The 18,611-nt window shown below is 53.9% G+C and carries 17 protein-coding genes; 12 read left to right on the plus strand and 5 right to left on the minus strand.

Features of this window, described 5'->3' with window-relative positions:
* Positions 1-10 precede the first annotated feature (10 nt).
* Entirely contained in the window at positions 11-1,795 is a 1,785-nt protein-coding gene (locus NP589_RS08080) for a sigma-54-dependent Fis family transcriptional regulator (RefSeq protein ID WP_256606518.1), read from the plus strand.
* Positions 1,796-1,801: 6 nt separating this feature from the next.
* Here NP589_RS08080 and lolA read toward each other — a convergent pair whose 3' ends face one another.
* The gene (lolA, locus tag NP589_RS08085; RefSeq protein WP_256606519.1) at positions 1,802-2,428 is read right to left on the minus strand and encodes an outer membrane lipoprotein periplasmic chaperone LolA; all 627 of its coding nucleotides are present in this window, start codon (positions 2,426-2,428) and stop codon (positions 1,802-1,804) included.
* 2 nt (positions 2,429-2,430) lie between these two features.
* Positions 2,431-4,758 (minus strand): penicillin-binding protein 1B, encoded by a 2,328-nt coding sequence (gene mrcB, locus NP589_RS08090; protein WP_256606520.1) that lies wholly within the window; start codon positions 4,756-4,758, stop codon positions 2,431-2,433.
* 159 nt (positions 4,759-4,917) lie between these two features.
* Here mrcB and NP589_RS08095 point away from each other — a divergent pair, with 159 nt between their 5' ends.
* Both NP589_RS08095 and NP589_RS08100 read left to right on the plus strand, forming a co-directional pair.
* Positions 4,918-6,159, plus strand: coding sequence for a glutaredoxin family protein (locus tag NP589_RS08095; RefSeq protein WP_256606521.1), 1,242 nt, complete (start codon positions 4,918-4,920; stop codon positions 6,157-6,159).
* Positions 6,160-6,247: 88 nt separating this feature from the next.
* The gene (locus tag NP589_RS08100; RefSeq protein WP_064010424.1) at positions 6,248-6,517 is read left to right on the plus strand and encodes a PilZ domain-containing protein; all 270 of its coding nucleotides are present in this window, start codon (positions 6,248-6,250) and stop codon (positions 6,515-6,517) included.
* On the opposite strand, the gene NP589_RS08105 is transcribed toward NP589_RS08100, so the two are convergent.
* The 3 genes from NP589_RS08105 to NP589_RS08115 form a co-directional block, all read right to left on the minus strand.
* Positions 6,518-7,039 (minus strand): putative metalloprotease CJM1_0395 family protein, encoded by a 522-nt coding sequence (locus tag NP589_RS08105; protein WP_256606522.1) that lies wholly within the window; start codon positions 7,037-7,039, stop codon positions 6,518-6,520.
* Between the two features lie 235 nt (positions 7,040-7,274).
* Complete coding sequence (gene queG, locus NP589_RS08110) at positions 7,275-8,354, minus strand: tRNA epoxyqueuosine(34) reductase QueG (RefSeq protein ID WP_256606523.1); 1,080 nt, start codon at positions 8,352-8,354, stop codon at positions 7,275-7,277.
* Between the two features lie 167 nt (positions 8,355-8,521).
* Positions 8,522-9,103: a lipoprotein gene (locus NP589_RS08115; protein WP_256606524.1), complete on the minus strand. Its 582-nt coding sequence runs from the start codon at positions 9,101-9,103 to the stop codon at positions 8,522-8,524.
* Between the two features lie 324 nt (positions 9,104-9,427).
* Here NP589_RS08115 and NP589_RS08120 point away from each other — a divergent pair, with 324 nt between their 5' ends.
* The 9 genes from NP589_RS08120 to NP589_RS08160 all read left to right on the plus strand — a co-directional run bounded on the left by NP589_RS08120 (position 9,428) and on the right by NP589_RS08160 (position 18,596).
* Positions 9,428-9,838: a hypothetical protein gene (locus tag NP589_RS08120; protein ID WP_256606525.1), complete on the plus strand. Its 411-nt coding sequence runs from the start codon at positions 9,428-9,430 to the stop codon at positions 9,836-9,838.
* Entirely contained in the window at positions 9,835-10,287 is a 453-nt protein-coding gene (locus NP589_RS08125) for a hypothetical protein (protein ID WP_256606526.1), read from the plus strand. Before NP589_RS08120 ends, NP589_RS08125 begins: the two co-directional genes overlap by 4 nt.
* A gap of 151 nt (positions 10,288-10,438) precedes the next feature.
* On the plus strand, positions 10,439-11,902 hold the full coding sequence (locus tag NP589_RS08130) for an NAD(P)H-hydrate dehydratase (RefSeq protein WP_256606527.1): 1,464 nt from the start codon (positions 10,439-10,441) through the stop codon (positions 11,900-11,902).
* Positions 11,902-12,372: a tRNA (adenosine(37)-N6)-threonylcarbamoyltransferase complex ATPase subunit type 1 TsaE gene (gene tsaE, locus NP589_RS08135; RefSeq protein WP_256606528.1), complete on the plus strand. Its 471-nt coding sequence runs from the start codon at positions 11,902-11,904 to the stop codon at positions 12,370-12,372. Before NP589_RS08130 ends, tsaE begins: the two co-directional genes overlap by 1 nt.
* A gap of 35 nt (positions 12,373-12,407) precedes the next feature.
* Complete coding sequence (locus tag NP589_RS08140; protein ID WP_256606529.1) at positions 12,408-13,964, plus strand: N-acetylmuramoyl-L-alanine amidase; 1,557 nt, start codon at positions 12,408-12,410, stop codon at positions 13,962-13,964.
* Positions 13,965-14,048: 84 nt separating this feature from the next.
* Positions 14,049-15,929, plus strand: a complete 1,881-nt coding sequence (mutL, locus tag NP589_RS08145) for a DNA mismatch repair endonuclease MutL (RefSeq protein ID WP_256606530.1) — start codon at positions 14,049-14,051, stop codon at positions 15,927-15,929.
* Entirely contained in the window at positions 15,930-16,868 is a 939-nt protein-coding gene (miaA, locus tag NP589_RS08150) for a tRNA (adenosine(37)-N6)-dimethylallyltransferase MiaA (RefSeq protein ID WP_256606531.1), read from the plus strand. It begins immediately after the preceding gene.
* Positions 16,861-17,460, plus strand: a complete 600-nt coding sequence (locus NP589_RS08155) for a 5-formyltetrahydrofolate cyclo-ligase (protein ID WP_256606532.1) — start codon at positions 16,861-16,863, stop codon at positions 17,458-17,460. The genes miaA and NP589_RS08155 overlap by 8 nt, the downstream gene beginning before the upstream one ends.
* A complete protein-coding gene (locus NP589_RS08160; protein ID WP_305890960.1) occupies positions 17,451-18,596 on the plus strand; it encodes a type III PLP-dependent enzyme domain-containing protein in 1,146 nt (381 codons plus the stop codon). The genes NP589_RS08155 and NP589_RS08160 overlap by 10 nt, the downstream gene beginning before the upstream one ends.
* Positions 18,597-18,611: the final 15 nt, after the last annotated feature.

Raw genomic sequence — 18,611 nt, forward strand, 5'->3', positions numbered from 1 at the left:
GGAGATATGCATGACTCATAAGCGCCAGCGCGATAAACCGTTAATTTTGATGCTGGACGACAATCCGGTCAATCTGGAAGAGTTGGCGGGCTTGGTCGATGAAGCCGGATTTGACGTGCTGCGCGCGGAAACCGGGGAAGTGGCTTTAGTACAAGCCGTGGCGCAGTTACCCGATCTGATTTTGCTGGATGTAATGATGCCGGGCATGGACGGCTTTACCGTCTGCCAGACCCTGAAAACCATTCCGACAACCCGCGATATTCCGGTGTTATTCATGACGGCCTTGGCGGACACCGCCGATAAATTAAAAGGTTTTCAAGTGGGAGCGGTCGATTACATCACCAAGCCGTTTCAGTACGAGGAAGTGCTTGCCCGCGTGCAAACCCACCTGACGCTGCAAAAATTGAAGCTGGAGTTGCAAGAAAAAGAGCAACGCCTGTCGCGGATTTTCGAGAATGCGATGGACGCTATTTTGACGCTGGACGAAGCCGGGCGGATTACCTTGTTCAATGCGGCGGCGGAGCAGATGTTTCGTTGTAAAGCCGCCGACAACATAGGCCGGGCGGTGGATCGCTTTTTGTCGCCCGAGCTTTACAAAACCCTGACTAATTTTCGCAACGGCGTGCCGGCCGAGCAGGCCATCTGGGTCTCGGAAGGCATGAGCGCGGTGCGCGCCGATGAGAGCACTTTCCCCATCGAAGCCACCATTTCCCGCGTTGAAGCCATCGGCCAGAAGCTTTATATCCTGATCCTGCGTGACATTAACGAACGCAAAGCCCGGCAACAGGCGGAAGCGGAATGCAATACCTTGCGGGGAATCAATCTCTATTTGCAAGAAGAAGTCTTGGCCAGCCGCGACGGTGAGGAATTGATCGGCAACTCACCGGCATTGCATCAAGCCATGGACCTGGTGAGACAGGTGGCCGATACCGATGCCACGGTATTGATCACCGGTGAGACTGGTACCGGCAAGGAGTTGATCGCCCGGGCGATTCACAATCTCAGTGCCCGCAAAGACAAAACCTTGGTGAAATTGAATTGCGCGACGATCCCGGAAAATCTGGCGGAAAGCGAGTTGTTCGGTCACGAAAAAGGCTCTTTTACCGGGGCGATTGCCCGCAAATTGGGGCGATTTGAACTCGCTAACGGCGGTACCTTGTTTCTCGATGAAATCGGCGAATTGCCGCTAGAGATGCAGGCTAAGTTGCTGCGAGTACTACAGGAAGGCGAGTTCGAGCGAGTGGGCGGGACGCAAACACTGACCTGTGATGTGCGAGTGATTGCGGCTACTCATCGGGATTTAGCGCAGTTTTCGCAGCAGGGTAAATTCCGCGCCGACTTGTATTATCGCCTGAATGTCTTCCCCATCAACTTGCCGCCTTTGCGCGAGCGCAAGGAAGACGTGCCGTTTTTGGTGAAGCATTTCATCGATAAGTACGCGGCAAAATTCGGCAAGAAAATACAATCGATTCCGGAACGGATGATGGCCGATCTGCAAAGCTATTTCTGGCCCGGCAATATTCGCGAGTTGCAACATATCATCGAGCGCGCGGTAATTTTAACCAAGGGCAGTCAGCTAGCCGCCGTCGATTGTGTGAATGTAATGGGTGCCGGCGCGCCCACCGCTGCGCCGATTGTTACGCTGGACGAAGCCGAGCGCGCGCATATTCTGAAAGCGCTGGAAGCGACGTCCTGGCGGATCGCCGGCAATCAGGGGGCCGCGAAGATTTTGGGCGTGCCATCCACTACCTTGCGGTCGCGGATGGAAAAGCTGGGGATCAGTAAACCGGTCTGAGTCAGGCTAATTTTCAAACACATCCACGCCTTTCGGCGCTTTGAAGTTAAACAGGCCGTCGTCCAGCTTGGGATTGAGTTGGATGTTGGAAAAATAAATCCGGGTTAATTGTCCGAAATTATCGCTTAGTTCCATGCCGCCCAACTGGTTGCCGTTCAGGCCGATCAGGATGTATTTAAAACCGCTTTCTTCGTTCTTAGGCGACAGCTTCACCCAGTTCATCCCATCGTCCTCCTTGCCTTGTTCCTGTAGAGTAAACTTTTCCTCTATATCCACATCGCCGGTCAGCAACAGGGCGGGAGTAGAGCCCAGCGAGTCGTCGAGCTGTTTTACCGTCACTTGTTCCAAATCGGCATCGTAAAACCAGACTTTACCGGCATTCGACACAATTTCCTGCACAAACGGTTTTTGGTAGTTCCAGCGAAACTTACCGGGTCGGCTCAGGTAAAACTTGCCAAAGCTGTTTTGCGCGGGACGGCCGCTTTTATCGAAACTGATTTGCTTGAAATCCGCCGTCAAGGACGCGCTGCCGGCTAAAAAGTTTTTCAGCCGGGCAATCGGCGCATCGTCGGCCCAGACTGAATGGGTAGTGGCGATCAGGAAAATCAGAGCAAAAATGTGTTTAAGAAACATAGTTAAAAAGGGTTCAGGTTATTAAGCCAGCTTTCGCCGGATTCCGGGCTTGCTCCGCAGTCGGCAAACTGGCTGGGCGCCGAGCCGTCCACGAATGGCATTAATTTAGCGCCGGGGCAGCCTTCATTGCTGAGCAAACCGCTCGCGGTATCTATCCAGGTCATCTGCACGTTATCGGGCGGTACCAGGCTGACCGGCTTTTTCGACACTTGCCGCATCAGCTCGGACCAGATTTGCAAGGCGCCGGTTCCACCGGTCAAGCCGGTGGGTTTGTTATCGTCGCGGCCAACCCAGACTACGGACAGAAAATCGCCGCTAAAACCGGCAAACCAGCTGTCGCGCAATTGATTGGTGGTGCCGGTTTTGCCGACCAGGGCCATGTTTTGCGGTAGATAGTTATAGGCCGAGTGGCCGGTGCCGGCATACATCACTTCCTGCAAAATGGTGTTGGTGATAAAGCTGGCCGCCGGATCGACGGCTTGGCGCACGGTAAAAGGGTAACTTTGCAAGGCCTTGCCGTCGGCGGCGTTTACGGCGCGGATGGAACGCAGCGGTGTCGCATAGCCGTCGCCGGCCAGGGTTTGATACAACTGCGTAACTTCCAGCGGCGTCAGCGGTTGCGCGCCCAGCAGGAAGGAGGGGAACAAATCCACCGGCCGGCTGACGCCCATGCTTTTTAAGGTATTGGCGACTTTGGCCAAGCCAATGTCCATGCCTATACGCACCGTCGCCATATTGTAAGAGTGCGCCAGGGCTTTATGCAGAGGCACGACGCCGTGTTCCTGATTGTCGTAATTGTCCGGCGACCAGGTTTTGCCTCTTTCGGCCGGAATTTCCAGGCGGGTGTCGCTGACAGGCGTGGCGATGGTGTAGCGGTCCGGATATTCCAGCGCGGTCAAATAGACTACAGGTTTGATCAGCGACCCTATCGGTCGCACCGCATCAAGCGCGCGATTGAAACCGGTATCCTCGGCGTCGCGCCCGCCTGCCAGCGCGACGATCTCGCCGCTGTCGCGGCGGGTAACGATGGCGGCGGTTTCCAGATCGTTACTTTTCGGACTTCTCTCCAGCTGTTTCAGTTTGGCTGCGATGGATTTTTCCAGCGTGTCTTGAATGCGGGTGTCCAAGGTCGTGACGATGCGCAAGCCTTCCGAGGTTAAATCGTCTTCTTTATATTCCTGCTTCAATTGGCGTTTGACCAAATCGATAAAACCCGGATAGCGGTTGGCCGAGCGATGAATCACCGTCGCAACACCTATGGGTTGTTTTTTGGCTTCGCTAAGTTGCTGTGCGTCGATAAAACCTTCAGTGTGCATAGCGTCCAGCACGATGTTGCGGCGCTCGAGGGTGTGCTCGGGATTGCGGCGTGGATCGTATTCGGACGGTCCGCGCACCAAAGCGACCAAGGTGGCAACTTGATGCAGGTTCAGGGTTTTTAAGGATTGACCAAAATAAAATTCGCTGGCCAAGCCAAAGCCATGCACCGCGCTGGCGCCGTCCTGGCCCAGGAATATTTCGTTGAGATAGGCTTCCAGAATTTCGTCCTTGCTGTACCGGTATTCCAGAATAAACGACATCAAGGCTTCCTTGAGCTTGCGGCGCAGCGTGCGTTTGGGGTTCAGGAAAAAGTTTTTCACCAACTGCTGGGTGATGGTGCTGCCGCCTTGCACCATGCCGCCGGCTTTCACGTTCGACCACATGGCCCGGACGATGCCTTTCGGCGAGATGCCGAAATGGTTGTAAAAGTCCTTATCTTCGGTGGACAACAGGCCTTGCACCAGGGTTTGCGGCGCTTCGTCCAACTTGATCAGAATCCGGTCTTCCTTGCGAGTGGGATAAAAGCTGCCGATTTGTACCGGGTCCATGCGGACGATGGCTAAGCTCTCGCCGGTGCCGGAGTCGCTAATACTGGCGATGCCGCCGCTAGTGAAACTAACGCTGATTTTGCGGCTTTCCTGGGGGGTATTGCCAAAGTTGAAGGCGCGGGTACGGATGTTGATCTGGCCGCCCTTGACGTAATAAGAACCTTCGCCAGCCAATTGATAATCCTGACGATAATGCAATTCCAGCAACAAGTCTTCCAGGTTTTTGCTGGAAATTTCGTAACCGGCGTACAGCTCGACAGGGCTGGCATACACGCGGGCCGGAATGGACCAACGTTTGCCTTCGAATTGCTCGCGTACCGTGTAATCAAGGTAGCTGACATAAGCCGCTAACACGAAAGCCCCGATTAGTAGCAGCGAAACCAGCGTGCGTTTCAGCCATGATGCTTGAGGTTTCGATTTTCTGCGTCTAACGGTCGATTTGCTGCTTCTGGGTCGTCTGGCCATTAAGTCGGTATCTGGTCTCGCCACCGGCATTTAGCGGCGGCTGTGTGAATGGGGCGGAAACTGCACCTGCTGGTTCGGCGCAATTCATTTAGCTTGTTATTATCTAATAAAATGAGTACTTCCGCACAGATTGCTGGAGTTATTGAGGAGGATAGGCGAGTGCTGATACTGAAACTGTTTCCGGAATGGTCGGCCCAGCTACCGTCGATACTGATGCGTTTCGGCTTGGCGCTGTTGCTGTCGCTGCCGATAACGCCGGCTGTCGGCGCCGTCGAAAACCGGGTCGATATTGAAGCCTTTGTGCGGGACGGTTGTCCGCATTGTCAACAAGCCGAACAGTTTTTGGCGATTTTACAAGGCGAGCAACCCGATTTAAGGATCGTCATTCGTAATATCTCGCAAACGCCAACCGCCTTGGAGCGATTGCAACAGATTAGCGAATCCCGGCAAGCCGGGCCAATCAGATTGCCGACATTTCTAGTACGGGGCGAATATATCGTCGGCTATTCCGAAGAAGCCGGCAGTGGCGGTTTGATTCGTAATGCCTTGCGTGCCGCTGTGCGGCAAGTTGAAGCGTCCGACGCGGAGGCCGGCAGTTGCGAAGTGCAGGTCAGCGAATCTTGCGATGTGCCGGTTAGCCGCCCAGCCGCGCCCGAACCGGACGTGTTTGTGGTGAATTTGTTCGGTAGGCGCATTGGTCTTGACGAGGTCGGCTTACCGGCTTTTACGCTGGCAATGGGTTTGCTGGATGGTTTTAATCCGTGCTCGATGTGGGTATTGATTCTGATGATTTCGATGCTGGCGCCTATGCAAAATCGGCCCAGAATGTTGGCGGTGGCCGGGGCTTTTGTGATGGTGGAAGGGCTGGCTTACTTTGTGTTTATGGCGGCCTGGTTGAATTTGTTTTTGTTGATAGGCTTATCGCGGGCGTCGGAATTGGTTATTGCCGGTATTGCAGTGTTGGCCGGCGCGATCAATCTGAAAGATTTTTGGGCGTTTGGCGTGGGTGTGTCTCTATCGATTCCCGCCTCCGCCAAACCCGGCATATACAACCGAATTCGGCGGATCCTGCAAGCCGAAAATCTGGCGGGCGCAATGTTGGGTGCCGTGGTTTTGGCCTTTCTGGTGCAGATTGTCGAATTACTGTGTACGTCCGGGTTTCCGGCCCTTTACACCCGCATCCTCACCTTGCGGGAATTAACCGGGCTGGACTATTACGGCTACTTATTGCTGTACAATCTGGCTTATATGTTGGATGACGTCATAGTGCTGGGTGTGGGCGTCGTCACTTTGAGTCAACATCGCTTGCAGGAAAAAGAAGGCCGTTGGCTGAAATTGCTTAGCGGCTTGGTGATGGTGGCTTTGGGACTTTATTTATTTTTGCGGGGTTTAGTCGAGTAGATAGGCTGTTATCGGCGGGTTGCCGTTTGACACAGGCATACTTTCAGACTATCACTTGCCTTAAAACCGAAACGATCTAGGAGAATTCGTGATTGATAACAAGCGCAGGCACCCGCGCCTAAAGCATCGTGCCAAAATCAGAATGACGGTGCCGGCTTCAGCAGTGGCTGTGGTTGTGGATATGCGGGACTTTTCCGAAACAGGCTTGTTTTTACTCTGTGCCAACGAATTAATCCCGCCGATTGGCGCGCTAGTGGAAGTACAAACCACCGAATTCGACGATGCGCCGATACAAACTGCTATTGTCGTTAGGGTAGAACCGGACGTGGGGTTTGGTCTGGAGTTTGCGCCGCGTTGATCAGGCGGTCAGGTCTATAAGCTCGCCGTTACGGCTGGGCTGTTTTTGCGAATTTAATAATTCTCCGCGGGCTTTATTCGCCATCGCCGCAGCCTTGGCGGCGATGCTTTGATCCGGGCCTGATGGATTGGCCGGCGCTAATGCTGCACGGCGAATGGTGTCGGCTTTGCGCAGAGTCGCCTCCGGGTCTCCGGCAACCTCCGAGACGTCGATATTCACTTCACCGCCGGTGGCGTAACGTTGACCGTCCGGTCCCGTCACAAACGTAAAACGCGCACCACTGACGGCGATACCGCCGGCGGCACTTAAATGAGCTTGTTCGTGAGCACGAACTTCCTGGTCGCGGGCTTTAAGTTCGGCAATTTGGCTTAGTTGTTCCGGAGTGTATTGGCCGGATTGGGCGCTTCCGCTTTTCGCGGTTTGGGCGACGGGTTGGACAGACGCAGCTTCGCCGGTCGCGGCCAAGCTGTGCCCTGTCAGCCGATATAGCGAGGTTTGATTGGAAGAGGCGGTGACCAGCATGTTGGGCCTCGAGCGGATTCTGTTAACTGGTTCTAAGAATACACCTTGACTTCATTCGAATTCAAGTCTTTGCATCATATTTAGCCTGAGTTGTGGCGGTAGGCGCAACGGTGGAAGTCTTGCCTATTTTTACTGCCTAGGGCCGTCATTCCCGCGGATGCGGGAATCCGGTTTGTAATTTCACTCGGCTCCTGCCTGCGCTGGAAAGACGGTTATGAGTCATTAGAAGTTCCCGCTAAACGTTCAGACGGTCCAATGTCTGTAAAGCCCACTGAATATGCTCGCGCACCATCTCCGAATCGTGACTGGATCTGTCAGCCAAGGCTGATATGGTCTCTGGCCTTGCTTGACCGTTGCCCAGCGCGACCGCGATATTGCGCAGCCAGCGCAAATGGCCGATGCGGCGGATCGCCGAACCTTCGGTTTTTTGCAGAAACTCGGCTTCGGTCCAATTAAACAACTCAAGCAAAGTCGCCTGATCCAAACGATGCCGGGGTTTGAAATCGCTTTCCGCGCTAAGTTTGGCGAAGCGGTTCCACGGACACACCAATTGGCAGTCGTCGCAGCCGTAAATCCGATTCCCCAGCAAGGGCCGAAACTCGACCGGAATGCTGCCATGCAATTCGATGGTTAAATAGGATACGCAACGGCGGGCATCGACTTGATACGGGCCGACGATGGCTTGCGTGGGGCAAATATCCAGACAGGCCCGGCATTGCCCGCAATGATTGTTGGCTGGCTGATCGCTGGGCAAGGCCAGATCGGTATAAATCTCGCCCAAAAAAAACCAGGAGCCGGCCCGGCGATTGATCAAATTGCTGTGCTTGCCTATCCAGCCCAGCCCGGCTTTCTCGGCGATGGCTTTTTCCAGCACCGGCGCGCTATCGACAAAGGCCCGATAGCCGAACGGGCCAATCTCAGCGCTGATTTTGTCCGCCAGTTTTTGCAATCTATTACGCAGCAGTTTGTGATAATCCCGGCCCAATGCGTAGCGAGATACGAAAGCGGCCGCCGGATCATCCAGTAGCCGTTGGCTGGCGGCGGGTAGTTCCGGCAAATAATCCATCCGCGCCGAGATAATGCTACGCGTGCCTTCCTGCAATAAAGCCGGCCGGCTACGTTTTAAACCGTGCGCGGCCATGTATTGCATCTCGCCGTTAAAGCCCTGGTCCAGCCAATGGTGCAGATGCCGTTCGGCGTCGTTCAGGTTGGTATCGCTGATGCCGATCTGCTGAAAACCCAATTCCTCGCCCCACTGCCTGATGCGTTGGACAAGCGCTGTGAAATCTTCGGTTTGGTGGGGCGGACTGTTCAATCTAACGGAACCTTAGGCAAAATGTGTAGGGTCGAATTTATTCGACCTTAGGCTTTTAAGCAACGGACAGGCCGAATAAAGTCGGTCCTACATCCTGCATTAGAACGGGTGATTTTATAAAAAGTCTACCTGAACATTTTTGATAAACGGCGATTCACCCTTTCCGGTTATTTGTCTTCTTTCTTATCAAATACCCCGCTAAAACTAAAGCCGATATCGATTTTGCCGATTTCTTCGATCACTTTTTGGCTCAATTCATCCACCGGCTTATCGGAAAACACTGCATAGCGCATCAAGTTTTCCGTATAAGTTTGTTTGTCTTTGTATTGGCTGTAAAACGCGAACATCAATGCGGCGATACCGGTCACCGTGGTTTGCACAATCGCCGATTTATACCACTCGCGCTCGCCCAGCCGGTCTTTCAACAACACCCCCAGCGAAGGCCAGAGAAACACCGCCACCGCCGAAACCAATGACAGCCAGAAAAACACTTTATTTAAAATCGCATAACTTCTGGCTTTGACATAAAGATCGTAAATCAACACCAACTTGCGCTCTTCGTCTACTGTTGTAGGTTTGGCTTCGCCTGCCGGGCCAGTTTTACACACGGCGGTTTTGGCGTAATCCATCAGCAATTTCGCGCTGGTTTGATTGGGATTGAGGATGTTGATGACATCCTTATCGCAGGATTCCGACGCGCACCCGCTCAGCGCAATCAGTGCTACGATGATCAACAGAAACTGACGCATGGTTTTGCTCCCTATCGATTTAGCGGGGCAATTGTGACATAAGCGGCTTGATGGATTGTGCGTAATATTATGTCCGGGGAGGTTGGATAAAGTATTTTCCGGAAGCCTTCTTCTGCGAGCGGATGTCCAGACCTTCTAGTAATCGGCAAAACCGACAGTAACGTGACAATCGCTCTAGTTTTACCTATGTCCGCAAATTGGCCATGCTCTGTGGTTAGGTTTGCGGATGTAGGTTGCATTGAATGATAATGAAACCCAGCCTAAGGCTCTATTTAATTTCTCGTCAAGTCCAATATTGGCTGTCAATCCGACCCTTATACACTTATGGCTACTGAATTTAGCAATCAGCAAATAGACCAGCCAATCGTTATCGCGGACGTAATGAACGGCCAAACGATTGCAATGTTGCAACCCGTTTATCCATTGACGGAAGCCGATTTCCTTCGATTGGAAGGGCGCCCTACCATCACATCTGCTGGCGCAGCAATGATCTTCTCTGGTGTCGTTGGCTATGCGATCGGTCTAGGTCCGAAGCTGGAGTCAATTATCACAGGTCAAGAGCCGATTCTGAACAATGGTGAGGTTAAGACAATTGCTGGCTGGAGCGCCATTGCACTGCTCTTCTACTTATTCGGCCTTTTCTTACCGAATCAACGAACCAACGTCATGAAAAAGCTTTCCTCTCACTTCAAAGCCACCAAGTCGTCAACTCACGTCATTGGAGGTGGAAAGTGATCACCAAACCAAATTTGCCTTCGACTTATGAGCCCTACCAACATCTCACTTTATGCTCAAATCACCTCATCGGTGGAGGCCACCTAATCCAGATTGGTGGATCTTTACCGCTACTAATTGGTAAGGGCGCGATCCCTCAGGTTTGGCTTCAAGCTCCGACCGATCCATCGGGTAAGGTCTTTGCGTCACTTGTTTCTGCATCTGTAGCTGCGCACCCAGCCGTATCGGTATCCACCGATGACGGAGCACTTCTTGTCTATGCGGGAGGACAGTTGGTGCTTCGAGTTCGCCAGACCAATGATCAAGAAGCTGAAGTTGAGGCACTTGACCTACGCCCAATCGGCTTCAACATCTATGGTGATCGAAAGTCCCTTAATGCGGGGGGCATGCTCATGTCTGATAATACGGTTGCAGGCGGCGGTACGTTCCTAGCGTTCGGTGGGGGCTAACTGGTTATTCAATAGGGCATTGAGCGAATAACTGGTAACCAAAAGCAGCAGATCGAAATTAGAGGTTGGCCGACGTATTTGCCGGAGCACCCATTTAATCAATCCCAGTAAACGCAGATACAAAAATCTATTGATTTCCCAAGGCTAAGCCATGCAAACACCCTCAAACAAACTCTACTGCACAGCCCAAATCCGTGAGGCCGAGCGCTATGCGATTGACGAACTGGCGATACCGGGTCGGGAGTTGATGCGCCGGGCTGGTTACGCGCTGTTCGAGCAAATACGGCGGCGTTGGCCGGAACAAAGCACGATCACAGTGTTTTGCGGTGCTGGCAATAACGGCGGGGATGGTTACGATGTTGCGACGCTGGCCTTGCAGGCAAATTATCAGGTAACCGTTTACTCGTTGACCGATCCAAATGGTTTGCCTGGCGATGCGCTTAGTGCCTATCAAGATTTTTTACAGGCTGGTGGCAGTGTCAGCGACTTCGAAGCCGGACAATCCCAACTGTTAGGCGTTATAGTCGATGCCTTGTTCGGCATCGGCTTGAGTCGTGATGTAGGTGATGCTTATGCGTTAGCCATTGCTGCAATCAACGCTTCGGCTTGTCCGGTGGTTGCTGTGGATGTGCCATCCGGTTTGCATGCCTACACCGGCTCGGTATTGGGTTGTGCGGTCAAGGCTGACGTGACGGTGACCTTCATCGGTTTGAAGTGCGGGTTGTTTACCGGAGAAGCGGCTGAGTATTGCGGCGAGATCGTTTGCAGTACTCTGGATATAGAGGATGCTGTTCTCGCGGCAATGCCGCCGTTCGCGCTGTTGTTGGATAAAATCGACTTGCCGCGCCGCGCGCGCATCGCCCACAAAGGCCATTTCGGGCATGTGTTGTTGGTTGGCGGCAATCTGGGTTATACCGGGGCGATACGTTTGGCGGGCGAGGCGGCCTTGCGTTCCGGCGCCGGTCTGGTTAGCATCGCCACCCGCGCCGCGCATGGCGGCTTTATTAATATTGGTCGACCGGAGTTGATGTGTCATGGCGTGGAATGCGGGGAAACCCTGCAAGCCTTGCTGCAAAAAGCCAGCGTGGTGGTAATCGGTCCGGGTTTGGGCCAGGACGATTGGGGCCGAGAGATGTTTAATACCGTTTTGGCCAGCGATAAGCCGTGCGTGCTTGATGCCGATGCATTGAATTTGCTCGCCGAGCAGTCGCTGAGGCGCGAAAATTGGATATTAACGCCGCATCCCGGCGAAGCGGCACGTTTGCTGGGATGCAGTACCAGGCAAATCTCCGCCGACCGCTTCGCGGCGTTGGCGGACATTCAAAACCAGTATGGCGGCGTTTGCTTGTTAAAAGGTGCCGGGACGCTGATCAGCGGCGGCGACACGGTCTATGTCGGCACCACCGGCAACCCCGGCATGGCTAGTGGCGGCATGGGCGATGTGTTGTCGGGTTTGATCGGCGGCTTGTTGGCGCAGGGCGTGAGTTTGGATGAGGCGACACGGTTGGGTGTTTATGCGCACGGCGAAGCGGCCGATAGTCTGGCTTTGGAATTTGGCGAGCGAGGCTTGCTGGCCGGCGATTTGCCGGAACGGATCAGGAAATTATTGAATTAATGAACATCACTCTGGAAACCCCCGAAGATACCGAGTTGCTGGGTGCCGCACTGTGGCAAGCCTTGCCGGAAAAATGTCTACTGTTTTTGTACGGCGACTTGGGCGCCGGCAAGACCACACTGGTACGCGGCTTGTTACGCGCAGCCGGCCATCAAGGTGCGGTGAAAAGCCCGACTTACACCTTGGTCGAAGAATACGAAGTCAACGGCCGGCGCTTGTTTCATTTTGATTTGTATCGGTTGAAAGATCCGGAAGAACTGGAATGGATGGGCATGGACGATTATCTGAATCAAAACGCGTTGAGCTGCATCGAATGGCCGCAAATGGGCGCGGGGTTTCTGCCCAAGGCCGATCTGGAAGTAAGGTTGAATTATTTTCAGCAACAACGCGCCGCTGAAATCAATGTGTTAGCAAAAAATCGGCTAAACGGTATAAAACTAAACTGGAAAAACAATAACCTACTGCTATAATTTCAACGAAGTTGTCACTAGTGGAAATGTGGGGTATGCAGCAGATGTTTAGAATTTTCTGGATATGGGGTTTGTTATTACCCACGTTTTCCGCATTCGCGGCTCAGACTGAACTGGGTGCGGTCACTTACTCATCGGCCAATCAACTGTTGGTCAACCTGCCGAGCACGGTCAAGCATCACGCGTTTGTGTTGAAAAGTCCTAACCGTCTGGTCGTGGATTTTGTCGATGCCAAAATGACGCAGGGTTTGAATCAACCGGCTGCGGATCATCCGCTGTTTGGCTTTGCCCGTAGCGCGATGCGTAATAACAAGGATTTGCGTATCGTCGTCGAATTGAAATCTGATGCCGACGCCAAAGTAGCCATGGTCGGCAAGAATCTGCAAATCGATTTGGCCGCAAAAGATCAGCCGGCGCAGCCGCAATTAACGGCTAAGACAGCGGAAAGGGCGTTTACTCCTGTCGCGGCGGTTAAAACTGAAAAACCGGCAGCCACATCAGTGATAGCCGTTGCCGAAAAAGCCGATAAATCCAGCAAAAAATCCGAGACCACTGCCAAACCTGTCGCGGTCAAATCCGTTGCAAAAGCCAAGGGCCGCAATATTATCGTTGCTATCGATGCCGGCCACGGCGGTAAGGACGTCGGTGCGCAAGGCGCTAACGGCACTCAGGAAAAAGACGTGGTATTTGCGATTGCCAAGAGTCTGCAAGGGATGGTCAACAGCCAGCCGGGCATGAAAGCGGTGATGATTCGCGACGGCGATTATTTTGTGAAATTAAATGAACGCCGCCGCATTGCCCGGGCCGCCAAAGCCGATTTGTTCGTTTCCATTCACGCCGATGCGTTCAGTGACAGTCAAGCCCATGGCGCATCCGTCTATACCTTGGCTAGCAACGGTGCTTCCAGCGCCGGCGCGGGTTGGTTGGCTGCCAGCGAAAACGCAGTGGATGGCGGTGCCGGCGAGGACAGGGATGACACCCTGACCTCGGTGTTGATGGACTTATCCAACAAAGCCGCGAAGGAAGCCAGTCAGAATGTCGGCAACAAGGTTTTAAAAAGCGTGAAAAGCGTCGGACATTTGCACAGAAGCGCGGTGCAAAAAGCCGGTTTCGTGGTGTTGAAGTCTGCGGAAATTCCGTCGATTCTGGTGGAAACCGCCTTCATTTCTAATCCGGAAGAAGAGCGTCGTTTGAACACCAAGGCCTATCAAAATAAAATGGCGTCGGCAGTGTTTAGCGGGATTGTCGGCCACTTTAAACAATATGCGCCGGCCGATACGATGATGGCGCAGCTAAATCGTTCCGGCAAATCCAAAGCGGTGCAATTGGCCGCACTGGATGTGGATGACAAAGAACCGTTGGCTAAAGCAAAAGTGGAGCAAAAACCGGTGTTGGCGGCTAGAGAACTGGACGCTGCTCCGACCGTGGTGGCGAGCAATGCCGGCACGCATCATGTGATCAACCGCGGCGAAACGCTGTCCGGCATAGCCCAACAATACGGGATCAGTATGCGGGCTTTGCGTATGGCCAATGCGATGAACGACGGCAACGTGCGTATCGGCCAAGTGTTGCAGATTCCGCGAGACAGCTAATAATCTAATCTAAAACGGGGCGAATCATTTCGCCCCGTTTCATTTCCATCCGCTAAAATACGCGCTTTTCCCCGAGCGCAGCCAATGCGGATTCATGCCTTACCCACTCAATTAGTTAATCAAATCGCCGCCGGCGAGGTGGTCGAGCGCCCGGCGTCCGTGGTAAAAGAGTTGGTGGAAAATTGTTTCGATGCCGGCGCCACCCAGATTGTGATCGATGTCGAGCAGGGCGGGGCGCGGCAAATCAGGATTCGGGATAACGGTTGCGGCATCGTCAAAGACGATTTGGCGTTGGCTTTATCCCGGCATGCCACCAGCAAGATTGCCTCCTTGGATGATTTGGAACATGTGATCAGCATGGGCTTTCGCGGCGAGGCCTTGCCCAGCATCAGTTCGGTGGCGCGTTTGACTTTGATTTCCCGCACCGCCGATGCTGAATGCGCCTGGCAAGTCAGCGCCGACGGCACCGAGCAAAATTTCGACCCGCAACCCGATCCGCATCCGCCCGGCACCACCGTGGATGTCCGCGACTTGTTTTACAACACGCCGGCCCGCCGCAAGTTTTTAAAAGCCGAGAAAACCGAGTTTATCCACATCGAGAGCCTGATCCAAAAGTTGGCGCTGGCGCGTTTTGATGTGGGTTTTGTGTTGAATCACAATCAGCGCGAAGTGCTGAATCTCAAACCCGCCGCGACACAGGACGCTCAGGAAAAACGCATCGCCGCGATTTGCGGCTCGGCGTTTGTCGAGAACAGCGTGAAGATCGATTTTGCCGCGTCCGGTTTACATCTGCACGGCTGGGTGGGCTTGCCGACTTTCTCCCGCAGCCAGCAGGATATGCAGTTTTTTTACGTCAATGGCCGCCTGATCAAGGACAGACTGGTCGCCCATGCGGTAAAGCAAGCCTATCAGGATGTGCTGTACCACGGTCGGCATCCGGTGTTTGTGTTGTACCTGGAACTTGATCCGGCCTTGGTCGATGTCAACGCTCACCCAACCAAACTGGAAGTGCGGTTTAGGGAAGGGCGCATGGTGCATGATTTTCTGTTTCAGGCTTTGCATCGCAGTTTGGCTGATCAACGACCCGGCGCTGCCGGTGTGGCACAGCAGATCGAAACAGTCGCCGATTTTTCGGAAACACAAACTTCGGTAGCGCCGCTACGAACGCCGTTGAATCAACAAACGTCCTTGCCGCTGACTTTGCTGGAACCCGGCTTGGATAGCATGCCGCAGCGGACTACACCCGAGGCGTTCGGCGCTTATCGCCACCCGCCCGAGCGGGCGAATTTGTCGGACGTGGCCGAGCAAATCAAGGCTTACGGCAAACTTTATCCGCAAACCGATGGCGCAATCCCGACGCAACCTGTGACGGCATCGGCGATGCCGCCTTTGGGTTTTGCGTTGGCCCACATTCACAATATTTACATCCTGGCCGAAACCGCTAACGGCATCATTTTGGTGGATGCCCACGCCGCCCACGAGCGGGTGACGTATGAGCGCCTGAAACAGCATTATCACAATCGGGCGATTGTTTCCCAGCCCTTGTTACTGCCGATCAAGTTGCAAGTCACCGCAGCCGAGGCCGATCTGGCCGAGCAAGAGCACGAATTTTTCATGGGCCTGGGTTTTGAAATCAACCGCTCCGGCCCGGAAACGGTGGTGCTCAGAGCCACGCCGGCGCTGTTGGCGAAAACCGATGTTGATCAATTGGTGCGCGACATTCTTGCTGATTTGGCAACCCACGGCGTCAGCCATAAAGCTCAGGAAAGTCTTAACGCGATTTTGGCAACCATGGCTTGTCATAGCTCGGTGCGCGCCAAGCGCAAACTCAGCATCGAGGAAATGAACGCCTTGCTGCGTGATATGGAGCAAACCGAGCGCATCGGTCAATGCAATCACGGTCGACCCACTTGGGTGGCGCTGAGCCATCAGGATTTGGACCGATTTTTCATGCGCGGCCAATAAATGAGCAATTTGCAAAAACCGTCGGCCATCTTGTTGATGGGGCCGACCGCATCCGGTAAAACCGCGCTCGGCGTGGCGCTGGCGCAAGCCTTGAACGCCGAGATTATCAGCGTCGATTCGGCCTTGGTCTATCGGGGCATGAACATTGGCACCGCGAAACCCACTTTGGCGGAACGCGGCGGCGTGCCGCATCATTTGCTTGATATTCTCGATCCCAGCGAAGCCTTTTCCACCGGCCAGTTCCGCAACCGCGCTTTGGAGTTAATGACAGACATTACCGCACGCGGCAAGCTGCCGTTGCTGGTCGGCGGCACCATGCTGTACTTCAGCGCCTTGACCCAAGGCTTGGCGCAATTGCCGGAAGCCGATCCGGACATACGGCAACGGCTGGATGAGGAATTGCAGCAGTTGGGCAAGGAAGTCTTACATGCCCGTCTGGCGCACGTCGATCCGCAAGCGGCTGCGCGGATACACGTCAACGATCCGCAACGTATTCAACGGGCCCTGGAAGTCTATGAAATCAGCGGCCGGCCGCTATCCAGTTTTTTCGACGCCGATCAGCACGCCGAGCAGCCTTTTCGGTTTACCAAGCTCATCGTCGCGCCGGAGCAGCGCAGCACCTTGCACGCCAAAATCGCTGAGCGTTTCGATCAGATGCTGACGCAAGGCTTTCTGGAAGAGGTCCAGACTTTATGGCAACGCGGTGATCTGGACGAAAGCATGCCGTCGATACGCTGCGTCGGGTATAGGCAAGTTTGGTCCTATCTAAACGGCGAATACGACCTGGCGACGATGCGCGACAAAGCCATTATCGCCACCCGGCAACTGGCCAAACGCCAATTTACCTGGCTACGCAAGGAGCAGGATCCCCGGCATTTAATTACTGGCTCTAAAGACCTGCTTGAGCAAGCCTTGGCATATTGCCGTACGCATGAATAAAGCCGAACAACGCCAAATTGCCTATGCAGCACGAAACGTGCAAGCCGATAAGGACGCGGTCAGCGCTGAAATCTGCGGACGTCTCTGTGAGCAATCCTGGTATCAAAGTGCGCAGACGGTGATGTGGTATTTACATTGCCGCTCCGAAGTGCGGACCCTGGCAACGGTGGTCGCCGAGCTGGATAGCGATAAACGCATCGTCGTGCCTTACTGCACGGTCGATGCCGAGGGTCATAAGCAATTGGGTTTGTGGCATTTAGAATCTCTAGCCGAATTGCAGCCTGGTATGTGGAATATTCTTGAGCCGCCGCGCGAGCGCTGGTCGGAACAGGGCAAACAAGTTCGCGCCGATGAACTGGATGTGGTCGTGGTGCCGGGTGTGGCGTTTGACAAGCAAGGCGGACGTTTGGGTAACGGCGCCGGTTATTACGACCGTCTACTGCAAAAAGTGCGGCCCGACGCGGTGTTGGCGGCGATTGGCTATGAAGCCCAACTATTGCCGCAGGTCGTAATGGATGAGTACGATGTATTCATGGATTTTGTGGTCACCGAGCAGGCGATTTATTCAGGGAAGGGACGCACATGTCGGTGAACCTAGCAGAATTGCAACGGCTAATTCCCAGTTCGCCGGCTTTTGTGCTGGATGAAGAGCAAGTGCTCGCCAATTTGCAGCCCTTGCTAGCCTTGCGGCAAGCGACGGATTGCAAGATTTTGTATTCTATGAAGGCACTGCCTTTGGCGTCTTTGCTGGAATTGATATCTGGGAGAGTGGATGGTATTTCGGTTAGTTCATTGTTTGAGGCGCGCTTGGCAAAAGAGGGTTTGGGTGAAAAAGGCGGTAGCATTCACCTGACCACGCCCGGCATGCGTCCCGATGAATTTCCCGAGTTAGGCCTGCTTTGCAGCCATATCAGTTTCAATTCGCTGTCACAGTTTCAGCGTCTGCATGGAGCGGCTGCGGGTTATTCCAGAGGTTTGCGGGTAAATCCCAAGCTGTCGTTTGCCGACGATCACCGCTACGATCCGTGTCGGCCGCATTCCAAATTGGGTGTGGATATTGAGTTACTGCAAGACGGATTGCCGGCCGGTATCGAAGGGCTGCATTTTCATACGGTGTTCGCTTGTCTGGATTTTGCACCGTTGCAACAAACCCTGGAAAATCTGCTGCCGATTCTGAAACGCGGCCAGCTTAAATGGCTGAATTTGGGGGGCGGTTATTTGTATCACGGCATCGCGGATCAAGCGCAGGTCGTTGAATTGATTCAAAGGCTCAGAGTTGAGTTCGGCGTCGATGTGTATTTGGAGCCGGGTAAAGCCTTGGTCGGCAACGCAGGGTATATCGTGACGACTGTGCTGGACCGATTCGTTAGCGACGGTAAGCAAATTTTGATCTTGGACACCTCGGTCAACCATCATCCGGAAGTATTCGAATATCAGCGCAAACCGTGCTTGCTGGCGGAAGATGATGCCGGCGAGCGGACGGCAATTTTGGCGGGATCGACTTGTCTGGCCGGCGATGTATTCGGGGAATATCGATTCGAGCAAATCCCGGAGGTGGGCGACAAACTGGTGTTTGCCGACGTTGGCGCGTATTCCTTGATCAAGGCCAATCGCTTTAACGGCTACAACTTGCCGGATGTTTATGCCTTGGCTCAAGGGCAGGCAACAATCCTCAAGCGCCACGATTTCGATGATTATCGCCGGCAATGGACAAACGGCGGCGATTAACTTTGATAAAACCGG

Origin of the sequence: Methylomonas rosea (assembly GCF_024505055.1) — a bacterium.
GTDB lineage: Bacteria > Pseudomonadota > Gammaproteobacteria > Methylococcales > Methylomonadaceae > Methylomonas > Methylomonas rosea.

Bases quoted from the DNA above. Each gene is read 5' to 3' on its own strand.
- NP589_RS08080 (WP_256606518.1), top strand. From the start codon at position 11: ATGACTCATAAGCGCCAGCGCGATAAACCGTTAATTTTGATGCTGGAC.
- lolA (WP_256606519.1), bottom strand. From the start codon at position 2,428: ATGTTTCTTAAACACATTTTTGCTCTGATTTTCCTGATCGCCACTACC.
- mrcB (WP_256606520.1), bottom strand. From the start codon at position 4,758: ATGGCCAGACGACCCAGAAGCAGCAAATCGACCGTTAGACGCAGAAAA.
- NP589_RS08105 (WP_256606522.1), bottom strand. From the start codon at position 7,039: ATGCTGGTCACCGCCTCTTCCAATCAAACCTCGCTATATCGGCTGACA.
- NP589_RS08115 (WP_256606524.1), bottom strand. From the start codon at position 9,103: ATGCGTCAGTTTCTGTTGATCATCGTAGCACTGATTGCGCTGAGCGGG.
- NP589_RS08120 (WP_256606525.1), top strand. From the start codon at position 9,428: ATGGCTACTGAATTTAGCAATCAGCAAATAGACCAGCCAATCGTTATC.
- NP589_RS08130 (WP_256606527.1), top strand. From the start codon at position 10,439: ATGCAAACACCCTCAAACAAACTCTACTGCACAGCCCAAATCCGTGAG.
- tsaE (WP_256606528.1), top strand. From the start codon at position 11,902: ATGAACATCACTCTGGAAACCCCCGAAGATACCGAGTTGCTGGGTGCC.
- NP589_RS08140 (WP_256606529.1), top strand. From the start codon at position 12,408: ATGCAGCAGATGTTTAGAATTTTCTGGATATGGGGTTTGTTATTACCC.
- mutL (WP_256606530.1), top strand. From the start codon at position 14,049: ATGCGGATTCATGCCTTACCCACTCAATTAGTTAATCAAATCGCCGCC.
- miaA (WP_256606531.1), top strand. From the start codon at position 15,930: ATGAGCAATTTGCAAAAACCGTCGGCCATCTTGTTGATGGGGCCGACC.
- NP589_RS08155 (WP_256606532.1), top strand. From the start codon at position 16,861: ATGAATAAAGCCGAACAACGCCAAATTGCCTATGCAGCACGAAACGTG.
- NP589_RS08160 (WP_305890960.1), top strand. From the start codon at position 17,451: ATGTCGGTGAACCTAGCAGAATTGCAACGGCTAATTCCCAGTTCGCCG.